Source organism: Pseudoalteromonas sp. T1lg23B, assembly GCF_002964665.1.
GTDB lineage: Bacteria > Pseudomonadota > Gammaproteobacteria > Enterobacterales > Alteromonadaceae > Pseudoalteromonas.
The window spans coordinates 1-17,229 of the sequence record NZ_PQBZ01000037.1; the positions used below are offsets into that span (position 1 = coordinate 1).

Annotated in this window: 23 protein-coding genes and 1 pseudogene; 3 read left to right on the forward strand and 21 right to left on the reverse strand. The window is 43.9% G+C overall.

Annotation, left to right across the window (positions count from 1 at the left end; all coding sequences use genetic code 11):
* The first annotated feature begins 288 nt into the window (after positions 1–288).
* On the forward strand, positions 289–903 hold the full coding sequence (locus C2M32_RS15895; protein WP_105169330.1) for a hypothetical protein: 615 nt from the start codon (positions 289–291) through the stop codon (positions 901–903).
* A gap of 63 nt (positions 904–966) precedes the next feature.
* Here the strand turns inward: C2M32_RS15895 and rplQ are convergent, their stop codons facing one another.
* The 18 genes from rplQ to C2M32_RS15985 all read right to left on the reverse strand — a co-directional run bounded on the left by rplQ (position 967) and on the right by C2M32_RS15985 (position 11,992).
* Positions 967–1,365, reverse strand: a complete 399-nt coding sequence (gene rplQ / locus C2M32_RS15900) for a 50S ribosomal protein L17 (RefSeq protein WP_070992630.1) — start codon at positions 1,363–1,365, stop codon at positions 967–969.
* 36 nt (positions 1,366–1,401) lie between these two features.
* Complete coding sequence (locus tag C2M32_RS15905; protein WP_070992631.1) at positions 1,402–2,388, reverse strand: DNA-directed RNA polymerase subunit alpha; 987 nt, start codon at positions 2,386–2,388, stop codon at positions 1,402–1,404.
* Positions 2,389–2,412: 24 nt separating this feature from the next.
* Positions 2,413–3,033 carry a 30S ribosomal protein S4 gene (gene rpsD / locus C2M32_RS15910; protein ID WP_070986503.1) on the reverse strand — a complete coding sequence of 207 codons (621 nt, stop codon included), beginning with the start codon at positions 3,031–3,033 and terminating at the stop codon, positions 2,413–2,415.
* A 21-nt stretch (positions 3,034–3,054) separates the two neighbouring features.
* Complete coding sequence (gene rpsK, locus C2M32_RS15915) at positions 3,055–3,441, reverse strand: 30S ribosomal protein S11 (protein WP_010363724.1); 387 nt, start codon at positions 3,439–3,441, stop codon at positions 3,055–3,057.
* A 13-nt stretch (positions 3,442–3,454) separates the two neighbouring features.
* Complete coding sequence (rpsM, locus tag C2M32_RS15920; protein ID WP_058031679.1) at positions 3,455–3,811, reverse strand: 30S ribosomal protein S13; 357 nt, start codon at positions 3,809–3,811, stop codon at positions 3,455–3,457.
* A 128-nt stretch (positions 3,812–3,939) separates the two neighbouring features.
* Positions 3,940–4,053, reverse strand: coding sequence for a 50S ribosomal protein L36 (gene rpmJ / locus C2M32_RS15925; RefSeq protein WP_002959476.1), 114 nt, complete (start codon positions 4,051–4,053; stop codon positions 3,940–3,942).
* A gap of 23 nt (positions 4,054–4,076) precedes the next feature.
* Positions 4,077–5,405, reverse strand: coding sequence for a preprotein translocase subunit SecY (secY, locus tag C2M32_RS15930; RefSeq protein WP_105169331.1), 1,329 nt, complete (start codon positions 5,403–5,405; stop codon positions 4,077–4,079).
* 11 nt (positions 5,406–5,416) lie between these two features.
* A complete protein-coding gene (rplO, locus tag C2M32_RS15935; RefSeq protein WP_070986505.1) occupies positions 5,417–5,851 on the reverse strand; it encodes a 50S ribosomal protein L15 in 435 nt (144 codons plus the stop codon).
* A gap of 5 nt (positions 5,852–5,856) precedes the next feature.
* The gene (rpmD, locus tag C2M32_RS15940; RefSeq protein WP_016710201.1) at positions 5,857–6,039 is read right to left on the reverse strand and encodes a 50S ribosomal protein L30; all 183 of its coding nucleotides are present in this window, start codon (positions 6,037–6,039) and stop codon (positions 5,857–5,859) included.
* Between the two features lie 6 nt (positions 6,040–6,045).
* On the reverse strand, positions 6,046–6,552 hold the full coding sequence (gene rpsE, locus C2M32_RS15945) for a 30S ribosomal protein S5 (RefSeq protein ID WP_070992633.1): 507 nt from the start codon (positions 6,550–6,552) through the stop codon (positions 6,046–6,048).
* 9 nt (positions 6,553–6,561) lie between these two features.
* Positions 6,562–6,912: a 50S ribosomal protein L18 gene (rplR, locus tag C2M32_RS15950; protein ID WP_070986507.1), complete on the reverse strand. Its 351-nt coding sequence runs from the start codon at positions 6,910–6,912 to the stop codon at positions 6,562–6,564.
* Positions 6,913–6,921: 9 nt separating this feature from the next.
* Positions 6,922–7,452: a 50S ribosomal protein L6 gene (gene rplF / locus C2M32_RS15955; RefSeq protein WP_070992635.1), complete on the reverse strand. Its 531-nt coding sequence runs from the start codon at positions 7,450–7,452 to the stop codon at positions 6,922–6,924.
* Between the two features lie 13 nt (positions 7,453–7,465).
* The gene (rpsH, locus tag C2M32_RS15960) at positions 7,466–7,858 is read right to left on the reverse strand and encodes a 30S ribosomal protein S8 (protein ID WP_105169332.1); all 393 of its coding nucleotides are present in this window, start codon (positions 7,856–7,858) and stop codon (positions 7,466–7,468) included.
* Positions 7,859–7,878: 20 nt separating this feature from the next.
* Positions 7,879–8,184, reverse strand: a complete 306-nt coding sequence (rpsN, locus tag C2M32_RS15965) for a 30S ribosomal protein S14 (RefSeq protein ID WP_058031299.1) — start codon at positions 8,182–8,184, stop codon at positions 7,879–7,881.
* Between the two features lie 10 nt (positions 8,185–8,194).
* On the reverse strand, positions 8,195–8,734 hold the full coding sequence (gene rplE, locus C2M32_RS15970; RefSeq protein WP_070986510.1) for a 50S ribosomal protein L5: 540 nt from the start codon (positions 8,732–8,734) through the stop codon (positions 8,195–8,197).
* Positions 8,735–8,750: 16 nt separating this feature from the next.
* Positions 8,751–9,065: a 50S ribosomal protein L24 gene (rplX, locus tag C2M32_RS15975; RefSeq protein ID WP_070986511.1), complete on the reverse strand. Its 315-nt coding sequence runs from the start codon at positions 9,063–9,065 to the stop codon at positions 8,751–8,753.
* Between the two features lie 10 nt (positions 9,066–9,075).
* Positions 9,076–9,444, reverse strand: a complete 369-nt coding sequence (gene rplN / locus C2M32_RS15980) for a 50S ribosomal protein L14 (protein ID WP_010378257.1) — start codon at positions 9,442–9,444, stop codon at positions 9,076–9,078.
* A gap of 607 nt (positions 9,445–10,051) precedes the next feature.
* A complete protein-coding gene (locus tag C2M32_RS15985) occupies positions 10,052–11,992 on the reverse strand; it encodes an AsmA family protein (RefSeq protein WP_105169333.1) in 1,941 nt (646 codons plus the stop codon).
* A 262-nt stretch (positions 11,993–12,254) separates the two neighbouring features.
* Here C2M32_RS15985 and C2M32_RS15990 point away from each other — a divergent pair, with 262 nt between their 5' ends.
* Positions 12,255–13,421 carry a hypothetical protein gene (locus tag C2M32_RS15990; RefSeq protein WP_105169334.1) on the forward strand — a complete coding sequence of 389 codons (1,167 nt, stop codon included), beginning with the start codon at positions 12,255–12,257 and terminating at the stop codon, positions 13,419–13,421.
* A gap of 228 nt (positions 13,422–13,649) precedes the next feature.
* Positions 13,650–14,318, forward strand: coding sequence for a TorF family putative porin (locus tag C2M32_RS15995; protein ID WP_105169335.1), 669 nt, complete (start codon positions 13,650–13,652; stop codon positions 14,316–14,318).
* A 59-nt stretch (positions 14,319–14,377) separates the two neighbouring features.
* Here the strand turns inward: C2M32_RS15995 and C2M32_RS16000 are convergent, their stop codons facing one another.
* The 3 genes and pseudogenes from C2M32_RS16000 to C2M32_RS16010 all read right to left on the reverse strand — a co-directional run bounded on the left by C2M32_RS16000 (position 14,378) and on the right by C2M32_RS16010 (position 17,160).
* Positions 14,378–15,277 (reverse strand): aldo/keto reductase, encoded by a 900-nt coding sequence (locus C2M32_RS16000; protein WP_105169336.1) that lies wholly within the window; start codon positions 15,275–15,277, stop codon positions 14,378–14,380.
* Positions 15,274–16,462: pseudogene (purT, locus tag C2M32_RS16005) on the reverse strand (formate-dependent phosphoribosylglycinamide formyltransferase). Before purT ends, C2M32_RS16000 begins: the two are co-directional and overlap by 4 nt.
* Before the next feature lie 35 nt (positions 16,463–16,497).
* Positions 16,498–17,160, reverse strand: coding sequence for a fumarylacetoacetate hydrolase family protein (locus tag C2M32_RS16010; protein WP_105169337.1), 663 nt, complete (start codon positions 17,158–17,160; stop codon positions 16,498–16,500).
* Between the last annotated feature and the right edge of the window lie 69 nt (positions 17,161–17,229).

Sequence of the window (17,229 nt, forward strand, 5' to 3'; positions counted from 1 at the left end):
TTGTTGCTTTGCTTAATCAGCGTAGCGCTCCGTGTCAGTGGGGTCGCATTATAGGGCTGCGAATAAAAAGCGCAAGCGGTTTTTGAGGAATTTTTGAAGAAAAGTGATAAAAACGGACAGCTTGAGCAAAAATCGTACTAAACAGCCATTTTTAGCATATTTACCACAGTAAAACAGGTCAAAATTCAAGCTTAAAGCCTTCTATTTCTCTTTTTACTGTACTTTGTATCTATTTTAGTTATAAATGCGCGTCCAAAAAAATTTTAATTGCACTTTAGAGAAGAAATAATGAAAAAACTATCAGTCGCTTTACTTACCTTATTATCGAGTTCTGCTGTTTTGGCCAGTGACACAAACGAGAGTGAAGTAAACCCAATCTCTTACGCTTTAACAATTGGCTACACTGCAGGTGGAGATACGTTAGGCACATTAGAGTATGAAGATAACAGTGACGAGAGTATAAAGGCGGGTGCTGGTATCGTAATAGGTGCAGGCTTAAATTACACAATAAATCAAAATTTTGATGTCAGAGCGAATGGCGCGTATCACTTCGATTCGGCAAACGCTGATAATGGAGATGTGTCATTCAATCGTCTATCTTTCGAGGTAATTCCATATTACAAATTAAATGAGTATGTAAAACTGGGTGTAGGTTATGGTGTGGATACTTCGGTTGAGCTCGATAGTGATTTTTCCGACGATGTAACATTTGATAACGCGGGTAAACTAATTTTCTCAGGTATGTATACCTTTGAAGATATAAGCGCAAGCTTGGAACTTCGATATAGTTCTGTTGAATACACAGTATCAAAAGTTGGCTCTATCAATGTTCCTGACAATATCGCAAAGAACAATCAAGTAGATGGTAATCACTTTGGTCTGCTGTTTCATTGGAATTTCTAAAAATAGCTTCCATAACGAAAAAAGCCGAGCAATAGCTCGGCTTTTTCAATGTCTTATAAAGACTTACTCTGCAGACTGTGCGTCTTCTTGAGTCTCTTCCGCAACTGGGCGGTCTAGAAGCTCAACGTAAGCCATTGGTGCATTATCACCAGCACGGAAGCCACACTTAAGAATACGAGTGTAACCACCTGGACGACCCTCAAAACGAGGACCGATTTCGCTGAATAATTTACCAACTACTTCTTTATCACGCGTGCGAGCAAACGCTAAACGACGGTTTGCTACGCTGTCAGTCTTAGCCAGTGTGATTAAAGGTTCAATTACACGGCGCAACTCTTTCGCTTTAGGCAAAGTTGTTTTGATGATTTCGTGCTTCACCAAAGAACCAGCCATGTTGCTGAACATCGCTTTGCGATGGCTGCTGTTACGGTTTAATTGACGACCACTCTTACGATGGCGCATGACCCTATCCTTCTAACTAAAATATAGTAACTTAGCTTATTCAGCTAAGCTTGCCGGCGGCCAATTCTCTAGGCGCATACCTAGTGAAAGACCACGTGAAGCCAGTACATCTTTGATTTCAGTTAGAGACTTCTTACCAAGGTTTGGTGTTTTCAGAAGCTCAACTTCAGTACGCTGTACTAAGTCACCGATATATTGAATTTGCTCGGCTTTCAGACAGTTTGCTGAACGTACTGTTAGCTCAAGATCATCAACTGGACGAAGCAGAATAGGATCGAATTCTGGCTTCTCTTCTTTCTCTTCTGGCTCAGAAACATCACGTAAATCTACGAATGCTTCTAATTGCTCAGCTAAGATAGTAGACGCACGGCGGATCGCTTCTTCAGGATCTAAAGTACCGTTTGTTTCCATATCAATGATTAACTTGTCTAAGTCTGTACGTTGTTCAACACGGGCTGACTCAACCGAGTACGCAATACGCTCAACTGGACTGAATGATGCATCAAGCAGCAAACGACCAATTGGACGCTCATCGTCATCAGAGGATAAACGGCTAGACGCAGGCACATAACCACGACCACGCTCAACACGAATTCTCATGCTGATTTCACTGTTGTCAGCAGTTAAGTGACAAATGATGTGATCAGGGTTGGCGATTGTTACATCTCCATCGTGCTGGATATCTGCCGCAGTCACAGGGCCTACACCAGACTTAGTCAGGGTCAGAAAAACTTCATCTTTACCTTCTAGAGATACCGCTAAACCTTTAAGATTCAACAAAATTTCAATGATGTCTTCTTGAACGCCTTCTTTCGCGCTGTACTCGTGCAATACACCGTCGATTTCAACTTCAGTTACTGCACATCCTGGCATAGATGACAACAGTATACGGCGTAAAGCGTTACCCAAAGTGTGGCCAAAACCACGCTCTAATGGCTCTAAAACTACTTTAGAACGCGTTGGGTTGATAGCGTCGATATCGACTAACCTTGGCTTTAGGAATTCGGTTACAGAACCCTGCATTTTATCCTCTCTTAACTCTTAACTTTACTTCGAGTAAAGTTCGACGATTAGTTGTTCGTTAATGTCCGCAGACAGATCAGAACGCTCTGGTAGGCGCTTGAAGCTACCTTCCATTTTCTTACCGTCAACTTCAATCCAAGTTGGCTTTTCACGTTGCTCAGCCAACTCTAGAGCAGCGATGATACGCGCTTGCTTTTTAGACTTCTCGCGAATTACTACTACATCTTCAGGAGTAACTACGAAAGAAGGGATATTAACAACACGACCATTAACCATAACCGCTTTGTGGCTAACTAGCTGACGCGCTTCTGCACGTGTGCTCGCAAAACCCATGCGATATACAACATTGTCTAAACGTTGCTCTAGAAGCTGTAGTAGGTTTTCACCTGTGTTACCTTTAAGGCGAGCAGCTTCTTTGTAATAGTTACGGAATTGCTTTTCAAGTATACCGTAGATACGACGTACTTTTTGCTTTTCACGTAATTGTAAACCGTAATCAGATAGACGACCTTTACGAGCGCCGTGCTGACCAGGTGCTGTCTCAAGCTTACACTTTGAGTCGATAGCTCTCACGCCGCTCTTAAGGAACAGGTCAGTACCTTCACGACGACTCAGCTTGAGCTTAGGGCCCAAATATCTTGCCATGTTCTTTCTCCTAACCTATTGTTAAACGCGACGTTTCTTCGGTGGACGACAACCATTATGAGGGATTGGCGTCACGTCAGTGATGTTTGTGATACGGTAACCCGCAGCATTCAATGCACGTACAGCAGACTCACGGCCTGGACCTGGACCTTTAATGAATACTTCAAGGTTCTTAAGACCGTACTCTTGTGCAGCAGTACCTGCGCGCTCAGCAGCAACCTGTGCAGCGAACGGAGTAGACTTACGTGAACCACGGAAACCAGAACCACCTGCAGTCGCCCAAGAAAGAGCATTACCTTGACGGTCAGTAATGGTTACGATTGTATTGTTGAATGAAGCATGAACATGTGCCATACCATCAACAACTTGCTTTTTGACCTTTTTACGACGAATTGGTGCTTTAGCCATAACTTACCCCACCTTATTTCTTGATAGGCTTGCGAGGACCCTTACGAGTACGCGCGTTAGTCTTAGTACGTTGACCACGTAGTGGTAACGAACGACGATGACGTAAGCCACGGAAACAACCAAGGTCCATAAGACGCTTGATGTTTAAAGTCACTTCACGACGAAGATCACCTTCGACTGTGTACTTGCCAACTTCTTCACGAAGTACGTCAAGTGTTTCGTCAGAAAGATCACCGATTTTTGTAGTTTCGGCGATACCAGTCGCTGCTAAGATCGCCTTAGCGCGAGTTTTACCTACACCATAGATGCTAGTTAAACCAATAACTGCATGCTTATGATCAGGGACGTTAATGCCAGCGATACGGGCCACTAACACATCTCCTATATTTAGATCCGACACCCATCTGTTTGAAAAGCCCGCAAGGATACTCAAACGAAGATCAGATCATATTCAAAAACACAGGCTAAGTAGAATTTACTTAGCCTGCATGACTTTTATTAGCCTTGCCTTTGCTTGTGCTTAGGCTCACTGCAGATCACACGTACTACACCAGCACGCTTGATAACTTTACAGTTACGGCAAATTTTCTTAACGGAAGCACGTACTTTCATTGCTCAACTCCGTGAAAATAACCTTATCGGCCATAGCCTTTAAGGTTTGCTTTTTTCAGCACAGAATCATACTGATGTGACATCATATGAGTCTGTACTTGTGCCATAAAGTCCATGATCACAACCACGATAATCAAGATTGATGTACCGCCGAAGTAGAATGGCGTTTGCCATGCCATGGTCATAAACTCGGGCACCAGACAGATAAAGGTTATATACAAAGCACCTGCCAATGTCAGGCGTGTCATCACTTTATCAATGTATTTAGATGTCTGCTCACCTGGACGAATGCCTGGAATAAAAGCGCCAGATTTTTTCAGGTTGTCTGCTGTCTCACGCGGGTTAAATACCAACGCAGTGTAGAAGAAGCAGAAGAAGATAATAGCCGCAGCTAAGACCATCGCATACAGAGGTTGACCAGGAGTCAATACTGCAGAGATAGCTTGTAGCACATCAGCGACCGGACCTTCACCTTGGCCGAACCAGCTTGCAATTGTACCAGGGAACAAAATCATACTGCTAGCAAAGATTGGTGGAATAACACCCGCCATGTTTACTTTTAGTGGTAAATGCGTGCTTTGAGCAGCAAATACTTGACGACCTTGCTGGCGTTTGGCGTAGTTTACGACGATACGACGTTGACCACGTTCAAAGAACACCACAAGATAAGTAACTGCGAATACGATTACCGCAATCAATAACAGTACAAGAACATTCAGATCACCTTGGCGCGCCATTTCAGCTGTCGAACCAATCGCAGACGGCAGGTTAGCTACAATACCAACAAAGATCAGGACTGAGATACCGTTACCAATACCTCGTTCTGTGATTTGTTCGCCCAGCCACATCAAGAACATAGTACCAGTTACTAAACTCACCACTGCGGTGAAGTAGAAACCGAAACCTGGGTTAACAACTAACCCGTCCATCATGTTTGGTAAGCCTGTGGCTATACCGATTGACTGGAATGTAGCAAGCACAAGCGTACCATAACGCGTGTACTGACTAATTTTCTTACGCCCTTGCTCACCTTCTTTTTTAAGCTCTATCATCGCAGGATGTATATGCGTTAATAGCTGCATAATAATTGAAGCTGAGATATACGGCATAATACCTAATGCCAGTACCGAAGCACGCTCAAGCGCACCACCGCTGAACATGTTGAACATTTCAACAATGGTGCCCTTTTGTTGCTCGAAGAAATCGGCAAGTACAGCGGCATCAATACCAGGGATCGGCACGAATGAACCTAGACGGTAAATAATGATAGCACCCAATACAAACAGTAATCGACGCTTCAGTTCCGCAAGCCCACTTTGTGCACTTTGCATATCTTGACCTGGTTTAGCCATAGTGTACTTCCTTATTCTTCTACCTTGCCTCCGGCAGCTTCGATAGCTTCGCGAGCACCTTTAGACACTTTAATGCCTTTAACGGTTACTGCGCGTGAAACTTCGCCAGATTTAACAACTTTAACGAACAGAACGTTCTTTTTAACTAGACCAGCTGCTTGTAACGCGTTCAAGTCTACCACATCGCCTTCAACTTTAGCGATTTCGTATAGGTTAACTTCTGTAGATACTAAAGATTTACGAGAAGTGAAACCAAACTTAGGTAGACGACGTTGCATAGGCATTTGACCGCCTTCGAAACCAACGCGTACTTTACCGCCAGAACGTGATTTTTGGCCTTTATGACCACGGCCACCAGTCTTACCAAGACCAGAACCAATACCACGACCTAGACGTTTCTTTTCAGTTTTTGCACCAGCAGCAGGTGAAAGTGTATTCAAATGCATTCGAATTACCCCTCAACCTTAACCATGTAAGAAACTTGGTTGATCATACCACGTACACATGCTGTGTCTTCTAACTCAACAGTGTGGTTGATACGACGTAAACCAAGGCCACGTAAAGTTGCTTTATGCTTCGGTAAACGACCGATAGAGCTCTTTACTTGAGTAACTTTTACAGTTTTATTAGCCATGGTTAATTACCCCTGAATCTGTTCAACAGTTAAACCACGTTTTGCAGCAATACCTTCTGGAGAATTCATGTTCTCTAGAGCTGAAATTGTTGCACGAACGATGTTGATTGGGTTTGTTGAACCGTATGCTTTTGATAATACGTTTTGTACACCCGTTACTTCTAGTACTGCACGCATTGCACCACCGGCGATGATACCAGTACCTTCAGATGCTGGCTGCATGTATACTTTTGAACCCGCGTGACGACCCTTGATAGGGTGCTGTAACGTGTTACCGTTTAGTTCAACGTTGATCATGTTACGACGCGCTTTTTCCATTGCTTTTTGAATAGCAGCTGGAACTTCACGTGCTTTACCATAACCAAAACCTACTTTACCCGCGCCGTCACCAACTACAGTTAGTGCAGTGAAGCTAAAGATACGACCACCTTTAACCACTTTAGACACACGGTTCACCGCGATTAGCTTTTCAGCTAAATCAGGCTGTTGTTGCTTTGCTTCTACGTTAGCCATTGTCTACTCCTAGAATTGCAAACCGGCTTCACGCGCTGCATCAGCAAGCGCCTTCACACGGCCGTGATATTTAAAGCCACTGCGATCAAAGGCTAGTTTTTCAACACCTTTGTCAGCTGCACGCTCAGCGATCGCTTTACCTACAGCTTGTGCTGCAGCGATGTTGCTTGTGCCAGATACTGATTCAGCAATAGCTTTTTCAACTGTAGAAGCAGCAGCCAGTACTTTACCTTCAGCGTTTACTAGCTGAGCGTAAATGTGACGTGGCGTGCGGTGGATAACAAGACGCGTTGTGCCTTGTTCAATAAAATTTCTACGGGTGCGTTTAGCACGACGTAGACGAGCTGTTTTCTTATCCATCGTCTTACCTTACTTCTTCTTAGCTTCTTTACGACGCACGTGCTCATCTGCGTAACGTACACCTTTACCTTTATAAGGCTCTGGTTCACGGTATGCACGGATGTTAGCAGCAGTTTGACCAACTAATTGTTTGTCAGCGCCCTTAACTACAAGTTCAGTTTGGCTTGGAGCTTCGATAGTGATGCCCTCAGGGATATCAAAGTTCACTGGGTGAGAGAAGCCAAGAGTTAAGTCTAAAACTTTACCCTTAACAGCCGCACGGTAACCAACACCAACTAGTTGAAGTTTTTTCTCATAACCTTCGTGTGTACCAACAATCATGTTGTTGATAAGTGCACGAGCAGTACCTGCTTGTGCCCACGCGTTCGCAACGTCACGAGGTGTCGTTGTGATCACGTTGTCAGCTAGAGTTACTTCAACAGCGTCGTTGATAGTACGAGACAACTCACCATTTTTGCCTTTAACTGTGATGTCCTGGCCTTTAATTGTAACTTCTACACCGGCAGGAACTGTAATTGGAGCCTTCGCTATACGAGACATTGTTCCCCTCCGATTAAGCTACAAAGCCAATGATTTCACCACCAACGCCTGCACTACGTGCTGCGCGGTCTGTCATCAAGCCTTGAGAAGTTGATACGATAGCGATACCTAGACCACCCATTACCTTAGGTAATGCGTCACGTTTCTTATAGATACGTAGACCAGGGCGGCTAACACGCTGGATGTTTTCGATTACAGCTTTGCCTTCGAAGTACTTTAATTCGATAGTCAATTCTGGTTTTACGTCGCCAGATACTGCGAAGTCAGTGATATAACCTTCTTCTTTTAGTACTTTAGCAACTGCTACTTTCAGCTTTGAAGTTGGCATAGATACTGATACCTTCTTCGCAGTCTGACCGTTACGGATACGTGTGAACAAATCCGCAATAGGATCTTGCAAGCTCATGTCTTACTCCCGTGACTCTATTACCAAGAAGCCTTTTTAAGGCCAGGAATTTCACCGCGCATAGCTGCTTCGCGAACTTTGATACGGCTCATGCCGAATTTGCGAAGGAAACCATGTGGGCGGCCCGTGATGTTACAACGATTACGTTGACGTGCAGGGCTCGAATCACGCGGTAAGCTTTGAAGCTTTAATACCGCATCCCAACGATCATCTTCTGATGCGTTAACATCGCTGATGATAGCTTTTAGTGCCGCGCGCTTTTCAGCGTACTGAGCAACTAATTTAGTGCGCTTTGCTTCGCGCGCTTTCATAGAATTCTTTGCCATAACCCTACCCTTATTTCTTGAATGGGAAGTTAAATGCTTCTAACAACGCACGGCCTTCCTCATCAGTTTTCGCAGAAGTAGTGATTGTGATATCCATACCACGAACGCGGTCTACTTTATCATAATCGATTTCTGGGAAGATGATTTGCTCACGTACGCCCATAGAGTAGTTACCGCGACCGTCAAAAGACTTAGCGCTAACACCGCGGAAGTCACGAATACGTGGCATCGCAATTGAGACTAAACGCTCAAGGAAATCCCACATACGCTCGCCGCGTAGGGTTACTTTACAGCCAATTGGGTAGCCTTCACGAATTTTGAAGCCAGCAACAGATTTGCGTGCTTTCGTGATAAGAGCTTTCTGACCAGAGATTGCTTCTAGATCTGCAACAGCGTTTTCTAGAATTTTCTTGTCAGCTAGGGCTTCGCCCACACCCATGTTTAATGTGATCTTTTCGATCTGAGGGACTTGCATGACAGAGCTGAAACCAAACTTCTCTTGAAGTTCAGCGACTACTTTGTCTTTATATACTTCATGCAGTTTCGCCATCATTCTACTCCAACTATTAGATAGTTTTACCAGTAGATTTGAAGATACGTAATTTCTTACCGTCTTCAATCTTGAAACCTACACGATCTGCTTTACCAGTTTCCTGGTTGAAGATCGCAACGTTTGATACGTCGATTGACGCTTCTTTCTCAACAATACCGCCAGCTTGCTGCAATTGTGGAACAGGCTTCTGGTGCTTCTTGATTAAGTTAATGCCTTCGACAAATACTCGACCAGTTTCAGTTACAACTGAAAGCACTTTACCGCGCTTACCTTTGTCTTTACCGGCTAGTACGATTACTTCGTCATCACGACGGATTTTTGCTGCCATGATAGACTCCTTATAGTACTTCTGGGGCTAGTGAAACGATTTTCATGAACTTTTCAGTACGTAGTTCACGAGTCACAGGGCCGAAGATACGAGTACCAATAGGCTGTAGGTTATCATTTAAGATAACAGCCGCATTGCTATCGAAACGGATCAATGAACCGTCCGGACGACGAACGCCTTTTTTAGTACGCACAACTACCGCGTTTTTAACATCACCTTTCTTCACTTTACCGCGAGGAATTGCTTCTTTTACAGAAACTTTAATGATGTCACCAACAGCCGCGTAGCGACGGTGCGAACCACCAAGGACTTTAATACACTGCACTTTGCGAGCGCCGCTGTTATCAGCAACGTCCAGCTGAGTTTGCATTTGGATCATATTAATGAGCTCCGGTGTAGTTACAACTCGCTTTAATTTTGTTTAAAATCAAAGCATTTAGATTATTTTCCGCTCAAAAAACGAGTTATTTGTCTTTCAAGGGCCGGCAATTGTACCAGCAAAGAATGCGTATTGATAGTTCAATTTTTAATTAATTTAGCAAACACAGCCATTGCAGCAGGTACAGTTTTACTAGGTGGGGGCGTCAGTTAGCGATTTCAACCTACAACTCCCTTTAAACTTCATTAGGTTAAAAAACAACCTACCCTTAATCGTCTAGCGATCTTTCCATAAATGGAGGCTTTTTCTTTATATGTCCTAGGATGTCGCAGACCGTCTCTAGCCAGTAGCTATTTTCTAGTCGTTGAAATAACAGACAAACAGCATTACACCGTTTACGGTCCATCTTTTGGCCATATCATGCCCTGCGAATATGACCCTACAATGACGAACGAGCCACTCCTTCAACATTTGTTAGTCTAATACCTTTGCTGCGGACTTTTCTTTTTCTCTTCTAACCACTGAAGTTAGCTATACCTTATCTCAACTTCAGCACAGCGATAAAAAAGGGGCTGAGCAACCCCTTCATACCAAGAAGATTACTTTTCTAGCCGCCAAATATTCCCTTCAGCTTGTCTTTCAACTTATCTTTCACTTTGTCCTTGGCCTTATCTTTAGCGGCACCACTGACATCAAGATTTACATCAACTTTATGAAATGGACCTTTTATACGCAGCGGTACTTTGAAGCCCGTACTATCATCGCTACTCGCTTGACCTTCAATGGTATCGACTATGCCCGTTACCAGCCGATAGTTTACATTGGTTTGTGGCAAATCGACTTCACCTTCACCTGTAATACGAATTAACGGGCTTGCAAGGTAAAGATCGGTGTTACGCCCTACTCCATTGGTAAATATCAGGCTACCTGTTAATGAAGAAAAGTCAGTCTTTTGTTCTGGGTTAAAATCTGAGTTGAGACCATCTTTTAAAGATGAGAAGTCGCCTTTAATCATTTCTTTGGCTTGGCGCGTCATTTCAGCAATATTTGCCCCTTTCACACCTCCATCTTTCAAATCAAATGCAAATTTGCCAGTCAGCGCTGAAACAAAGTCTTTTTGGCTCTGCCCTTGTGTGGCTAACTGCCAATTCATACTGCCTTTACCTAGTACCTTATCAAAGCCAACCGCGTCGGTAAGTAAAGGCTGCGCATTGATACTATCGAGCATAAACTGAGTGTTGATTTTATATGGCACTTGACTGGCGTTAACTTTCACAGTTCCCTGCCCAGCACCTTCATAGGCATTAAATTTATCTAAACCGAGATTGGCGCTACCATTGACGAGCTTTAATGATAGCTGGTTCTCTCCCAGCTTAATCTCCCTCGCTTTGAGCCCCGTTGAGCGCACCACAATATTGGCATCCAACGCATTTAGCGCCGATAAATCGAGTTTAGTGTCATCCCATACAATTGGCGTTGCACTGGTCTGAGTGCTCTGTTCCTGTGGCTGCTCTGTTGGCTCAGGCAAATACGGATTTAAATCCAGCATTCCCAGATCTACATTGGCTTTTACGTTTAGGCGATCGCCTAACATTATAGTGCTTTGTCCGACTATGGACAGTTCATCCAATTTAGCAGTAAGTTGCTCGAGGGTAAAAGTCTGCTCTTGCAGGTGCATGCTTCCTTTTATCTCAAAGTCGTTGAAAGCATGATCTTTGGCATTGAGGTCAATGCCTTGCCATTGTGCAATGGCTTTCACAGAATCACCTTTTAAGCTCAGTTCCCCTTGAATATCCTTACCCATTTGAGCCACTTTACCTGTGAAGCTCATGTTTACAAGCGCCGAGTTTACCGCTTGTGTGACATTAAACGCATCACCATTGATCAATTTGGCTGGCGTTGACAAAGTAGCATTTAGTTCAAACACTTGCTGTTGATAAGTAATAGCACCCGCAATCGCTAATGTTTCATACAATGATGGTAATTGCACACTGACTTCGATATCACTTAACTGATGCTGTGCACCACTTTGGCCATCTTTGAAGGTGAATTTTCCACCATAAATTGCAACTTCACCCAGCTTGATATCAAAATTTTCTGGTAATGACGTTGCTTTGTTAGATTTTTGCTGTAACTCTGTGCGTGTTGGGGGAGCTTGTTGTGGCAAGATCTGCCAATTTGCGACACCATTTTTATCTGTTTCCAATAGAATATCAGGCTCACGAATAACAAACTTTTCAAGCTTTGCTTCACCACTAAAAATAGACAACCAAGGAATATAGACTTCTAACGACTGCATACTCACCATATCAGGGCGCGAACCCGTTGCAGCATTGGCAAAATGTACATCATTCAATTCAATTTTAAGGCTCGGTATCACCGACAACTCACTTTGACCCATAATTTTAAGCTGCCGCCCAGTGTTTAGTTCAACCTGCTCAGACAATTCACTTATTATTCTTTCTTTGGGAATAAAAAAAGGCGCAGCAAGTGCCACTACGACTATGAGCAAAATGGCGCCACCCAATATCTTCAACATGGTTTTCATAACATTCCTTAATTAGACTTAGCTCAGGTTAGTACTACTATAGTAGCGCTGCTAAACCTTAAATTCATGCATATTTATGATGATAGTGAGAAAAATCCCCTCTGCCTTGTGAGATTGGCTGCTATTAATTCAGTAAATGTTACCGCTTCGATTGTAACTTCAAGATTCTTAGGTATGATCGCCCGCCCTTGTCAGTTTTAACTGACAGCGGCTAAACTTTTACGATGAATTTTTAAGCTAATGTGTGGAGACTCAAACCAGCATGAAGAAGTTGCTCATTTCCCCGTCAAGAATGGCTCTAGGTGAACAAGAAAGTCAGATTTACCAAAATATTTTGAAGCAAGCGACGGAGATCAGTTTGAACCTGATGGCGGTGAAAGTAGACAACCATCCAGAGGACTTTCTACTGTGGTGTTATGAATTATTAGATATTGCGAAAAACCGCATAAACTTCGAACTACTGGATGACCATCAACTTCCTACCGTAAAAAAGCTGCAAGACTTGCTGAGCAACGCCATTAGCTTTTTGCAACTAAAGACACTACGCATTACACCTTGGCCTGTGCTCATCTCATTCATCGAGCAACATAAAGAAACACTCGCACTAGATGAGCAAATGAAGTTAATTCGCTATTTGGCTGATAAACGTGCAACGCCACTGAAGGAAATGATCGTCGAAGACCGACTTGCTTTTAGTGGTAAGCATGCAGCTTCGCTGGATCCCGGAATCTATAACTTTGATGTGGAATGGTTTAGCTCCACAAAAACGGCAAAAGGCTTTCATCAACTCTTAGCTGATTTACCAGGGGCATTCGATGAAGCACTCTCACATATTCCCATTGAGGGAACAGTGAATGAAGAAGACTATCAGCGCTTTATGGTCGCTTATTTCATGGCCTTTAATGACAGTGAAGAGAAACCAACTCTCGCGCCTGCCACACGTTTACTCGCCATGCGCCGACCAGATGTATTCACACCAGTTACCAGTTCGAGATTAGACTCCCTCTGTTCGGCGTTGGGTATCACGAAACTCAACAATCGTGATTTTGAACGATATTGGCAGGATATCGTGTTAGCCTTACACGCTATGCCATGGTTCAGCAAGCCAAGTGCTGCAAATGAATTTGAGCATGAACTAGTAAGTATCAAAGCGCTGCTACCGTGTTGGTTTTATTACGCCGATAAAGAGACCGCCGAAAACTCAAATTACCTTAAGTTACTTAATAAACCTGTACGCGCCACAAGCGCAACTGGAAAAAAAGTGGCACGCCGTGGTAAGGAGTCGGCACAAGTGTTGGTTGATAGAGCACTGAGCGATGATTCTATTCCTGAACATATTCGCGCCAAGCGCGACTCTATCGTTGCTGAAGTAGAGAAAGGTCGTAGTGTGGATGAAACTATTTCATTAATGCGCACCATTTTTGGGTAACATTTATTATCTTCATCTTGCACATGTACTTGCTAGGTACATGTGCAAATTTCATTTTCAGCGCACCATGTCAGTGCACATTTTAAACACCGCTGCTCAAAACCCACCTTACCAGAGCAAAATAAGCATATAAATTTCAAAGCCATACAGTAAATGTTCAATTTTTCAAAAAATTGGCGTAAGCGTTGCTAATATTAATAATATCTCACAGCGCTTTAAGGAAACATAATGAACAAAACAGCTCCTTTATTAGCTTTAGCTTTTCTATCTATTAGCTCTTTCAACTCACAGGCCGCAGTAACGGCTAACGTAGCCGCCAGCTCTAATTATTATTGGCGAGGTGTCACACAAACCGATGACGGAGCCGCGGTATCGGGAGGACTCGACTACAGCAACGAAAGTGGCTTTTATGCCGGTACTTGGATGTCTAACGTAGACTTCGGCGATCAGACCAGTTACGAGCTGGATATTTACGGAGGCTTTAGTGGCGAGACTCAAGGCTTAGGTTACGATGTCGGTTATCTATATTACGCTTACCCTGATGCAGAGGGTGATAGTGACTTTGGTGAAATTTATGGCTCTTTGAGCTGGCAGTGGTTGAGCGTAAAAGCAAGCTACATGACTCATGCTCAAGACGATGCAAGTTCAGAAGAAGATATGCTGTATCTAGAGCTCAACGCCAGTTTTAACGTCTTTACCGATACCGAGTTGGCAATCCATATCGCCCGCTCGAGTGGTGACACCATTATGGAGTGGACTGGCGAAGATGACAGCTACATGGATTATGGTGTGAGCCTGAGCAAAGCTGGCTTCACGCTAGGTTTGGTCAAGACAGACTTAGATTCACAAGACGGCGTCAAAGCTTATATCCAATACAGCGTCGACTTCGATTTGTAACGGCTTTATAAATACTTGCTGCAAACCCAGGGCCGTAAGGCCCTTTTCTCGTTGATTGACTAAGGGACACTGTGACCTGTTGACGCCTGCCAAATACGATACCACTGCTCTTGGTCTAAAGTCAGTTGCTGCGCAGCAATAGCACTTTTCACACGCTCAATATTACCTGTGCCTAACACCACCGATGGCGCACTAGGTAACTTGTGCAACCACGCATAAGCGACCTGATCGAACGATGATGCCCCAATTTCAGAAGCCACCTGTGCCAATACATTTGACAGGCGTTGCGCTTTTTCATCATCCATATCAAACAATCGACCACCAGCAAGAGGCGACCAAATCATCGGATTAACGGCTAACTGCTGACACTGATCTAAGGTGCCATCATCCAGCGCTTTCATCTCATAAACCGAGCACTCAATTTGGTTCGTAAGTAAAGGAAAGTCCAAGCGCGATTGTAACAATGAAAATTGCGTTGGTGTAAAGTTAGAAACACCAAAGTGCAGCACATCCCCTTGTTGCTTAAGCGCAGTAAAAGCTTCTGCTACTTCATCAGCCAACATCAAATAATCTGGACGATGAATAAGCAGTACATCCAACCTATCGGTATTGAAATGTTTTAAGCTTTGTTGTGCCGAGGCAATAATGTGCGCTTTACTTGAATCATAGTGGTTTGCTTTACCTGCAAGCCCTTTTTTTGCTAAGGCAGGGCGAATACCGCATTTGGTGATGATGTTAATATCTTCACGCACATGAGGCGCCAATTTCAATGCTCTACCAAATGCCGCTTCACACTCGTACTGACCATAGATATCGGCATGATCGGTATCTCGCACACCATGTTCAACACACTGCTGTAAAAAGCCCAAGCACTGCTGATCACTCCACTGCCAATCCAATAACCGCCAGAAGCCCTGTACTAACGGTGCGATAACTCTGTGTTTTTGTACCTTGCTCATAATGAAATAACGACCGCTTCTGATGCCTGCATCGCTGTGCTAACTGCCTGTTCAACCGATTCAGCACGAGCCAATGTCACGCCCATGCGCCTCGTCCCAGAGACCTCTGGCTTACCGAATAGACGTAGCTGCGTATCTGCCCTTGAAAGCACCTTAGTCAGTGCACCGTATTGAACCTGATCGGATTGCCCTGATACAAGAATAACACTCGATGCTGATGGGCCATGAAAATGGATATTTGGAATTGGTAGACCAAGAATGGCTCTTACATGTAACGCAAACTCACTGAGATCTTGAGATATCAAAGTCACCAATTCCGGTATCATGAGGTCTTGGCGAAACCTCACTAAAGTAGACGTCATCTCCTTTAATAAACAGTTCAACGCCAAACAGGCCTCGACCTCCAAGTGCTTCTGTTACTTTGTGAGCGATTTCTTGACTGCGCGCCAAAGCCAGCTCGCTCATCTGTTGCGGCTGCCAACTTTGCTGATAGTCACCATTCTCCTGCCTATGGCCGATTGGCTCACAAAAACTGGTGCCATCAATGTGGCGAATGGTCAACAAAGTGATTTCATAATCGAAGTCCACAAAACCTTCCACGATTACTCTGCCTTGCCCTGCACGCCCGCCTTCTTGTGCATACGACCAAGCAGACTCAATATCTTGTGATGATTTCACCACACTTTGCCCTTTCCCCGATGAACTCATGATGGGTTTAACCACACAAGGCATACCTATTTCTTCAACAGCGCGTTTAAAGTCTCCCAATGTGTCAACAAAACGATATGCTGACGTAGCAATATTCAGTTCTTCAGCAGCTAAGCGTCGAATTCCTTCTCGATTCATCGTCAATTGTGCGGCTTTGGCACTGGGAACAACAGTAAACCCTTCAGCTTCAAGTGCCACCAGCTTATCGGTAGCAATCGCCTCTATTTCAGGAACGATATAATCAGGTTGCTCTTGCTTAATAACCGCTTCCAAGCGCTCACCGTCAAGCATTGAAAGCACGTAACTCCTATCTGCAACCTGCATAGCTGGCGCATGTTGATATCGGTCTAACACCACAACCTCACAACCCAAGCGCTTGAACTCAATGACGACCTCTTTGCCAAGCTCTCCGCCCCCGCACAACAATACCTTACACGCGGTTGTAGAAAACGGCGTGCCTAGTGGTTTAATTTTCATTTGTTTTCCTATGGTAACTAGTCACTGAAATTTTATTACTGAATACTTACATGCGCTGTAAAAGGCTTTTTATCATTAAGTTGCAAACGCAAGCTCGCATTATTCATCAGTTTTCCTACCCCCTCTGGGGTACCAGTTAAAATAACATCTCCGGGCAATAATGTGCAAAAGCGACAGATCTCAAAGAGCAACTTTTCATATGGAAAGATCATCATCTGTGAGTGGCCAACTTGCTTTAGTTCATCGTTAAGCCAAAAGCGTACTTCATTATTTTGTAACTGCTCTATCGAGGTGACGGGAGAAAATGCAGTAATAGGACAACTTCCATCATATGCCTTAGCACGTTCCCATGGGTGCCCTAACTTTTTGAGCTTATCTTGCTCATCACGTAGCGTTAAATCCAATGCCAGCCCAATTCCCACAACGCCTTCTAACGGTGCACTGCTATGTTTATCAAGCTTCTTGCCAATCAACAACGCGATTTCAGCTTCATAGTGATGCGTTCCTAAATCAGCATCTAGCATCATCTCACCATCAAACGCTTGGTAGGTCGTCGTGGGTTTAATAAAGATCAAAGGGACACTGGGGATCGGATTATTAAGTTCTTTCGCATGCGCAACATAGTTACGTCCCACACACACGACTTTGCCTGCTGGCAAGTCTATCTGTTTGCCATTTACCCATTGATGCCTATACATAACTTCTCCACTTAGCCTATACAACTTGATTAAACTTCACAGTCATATAATAAGCGAATTAATGATGAA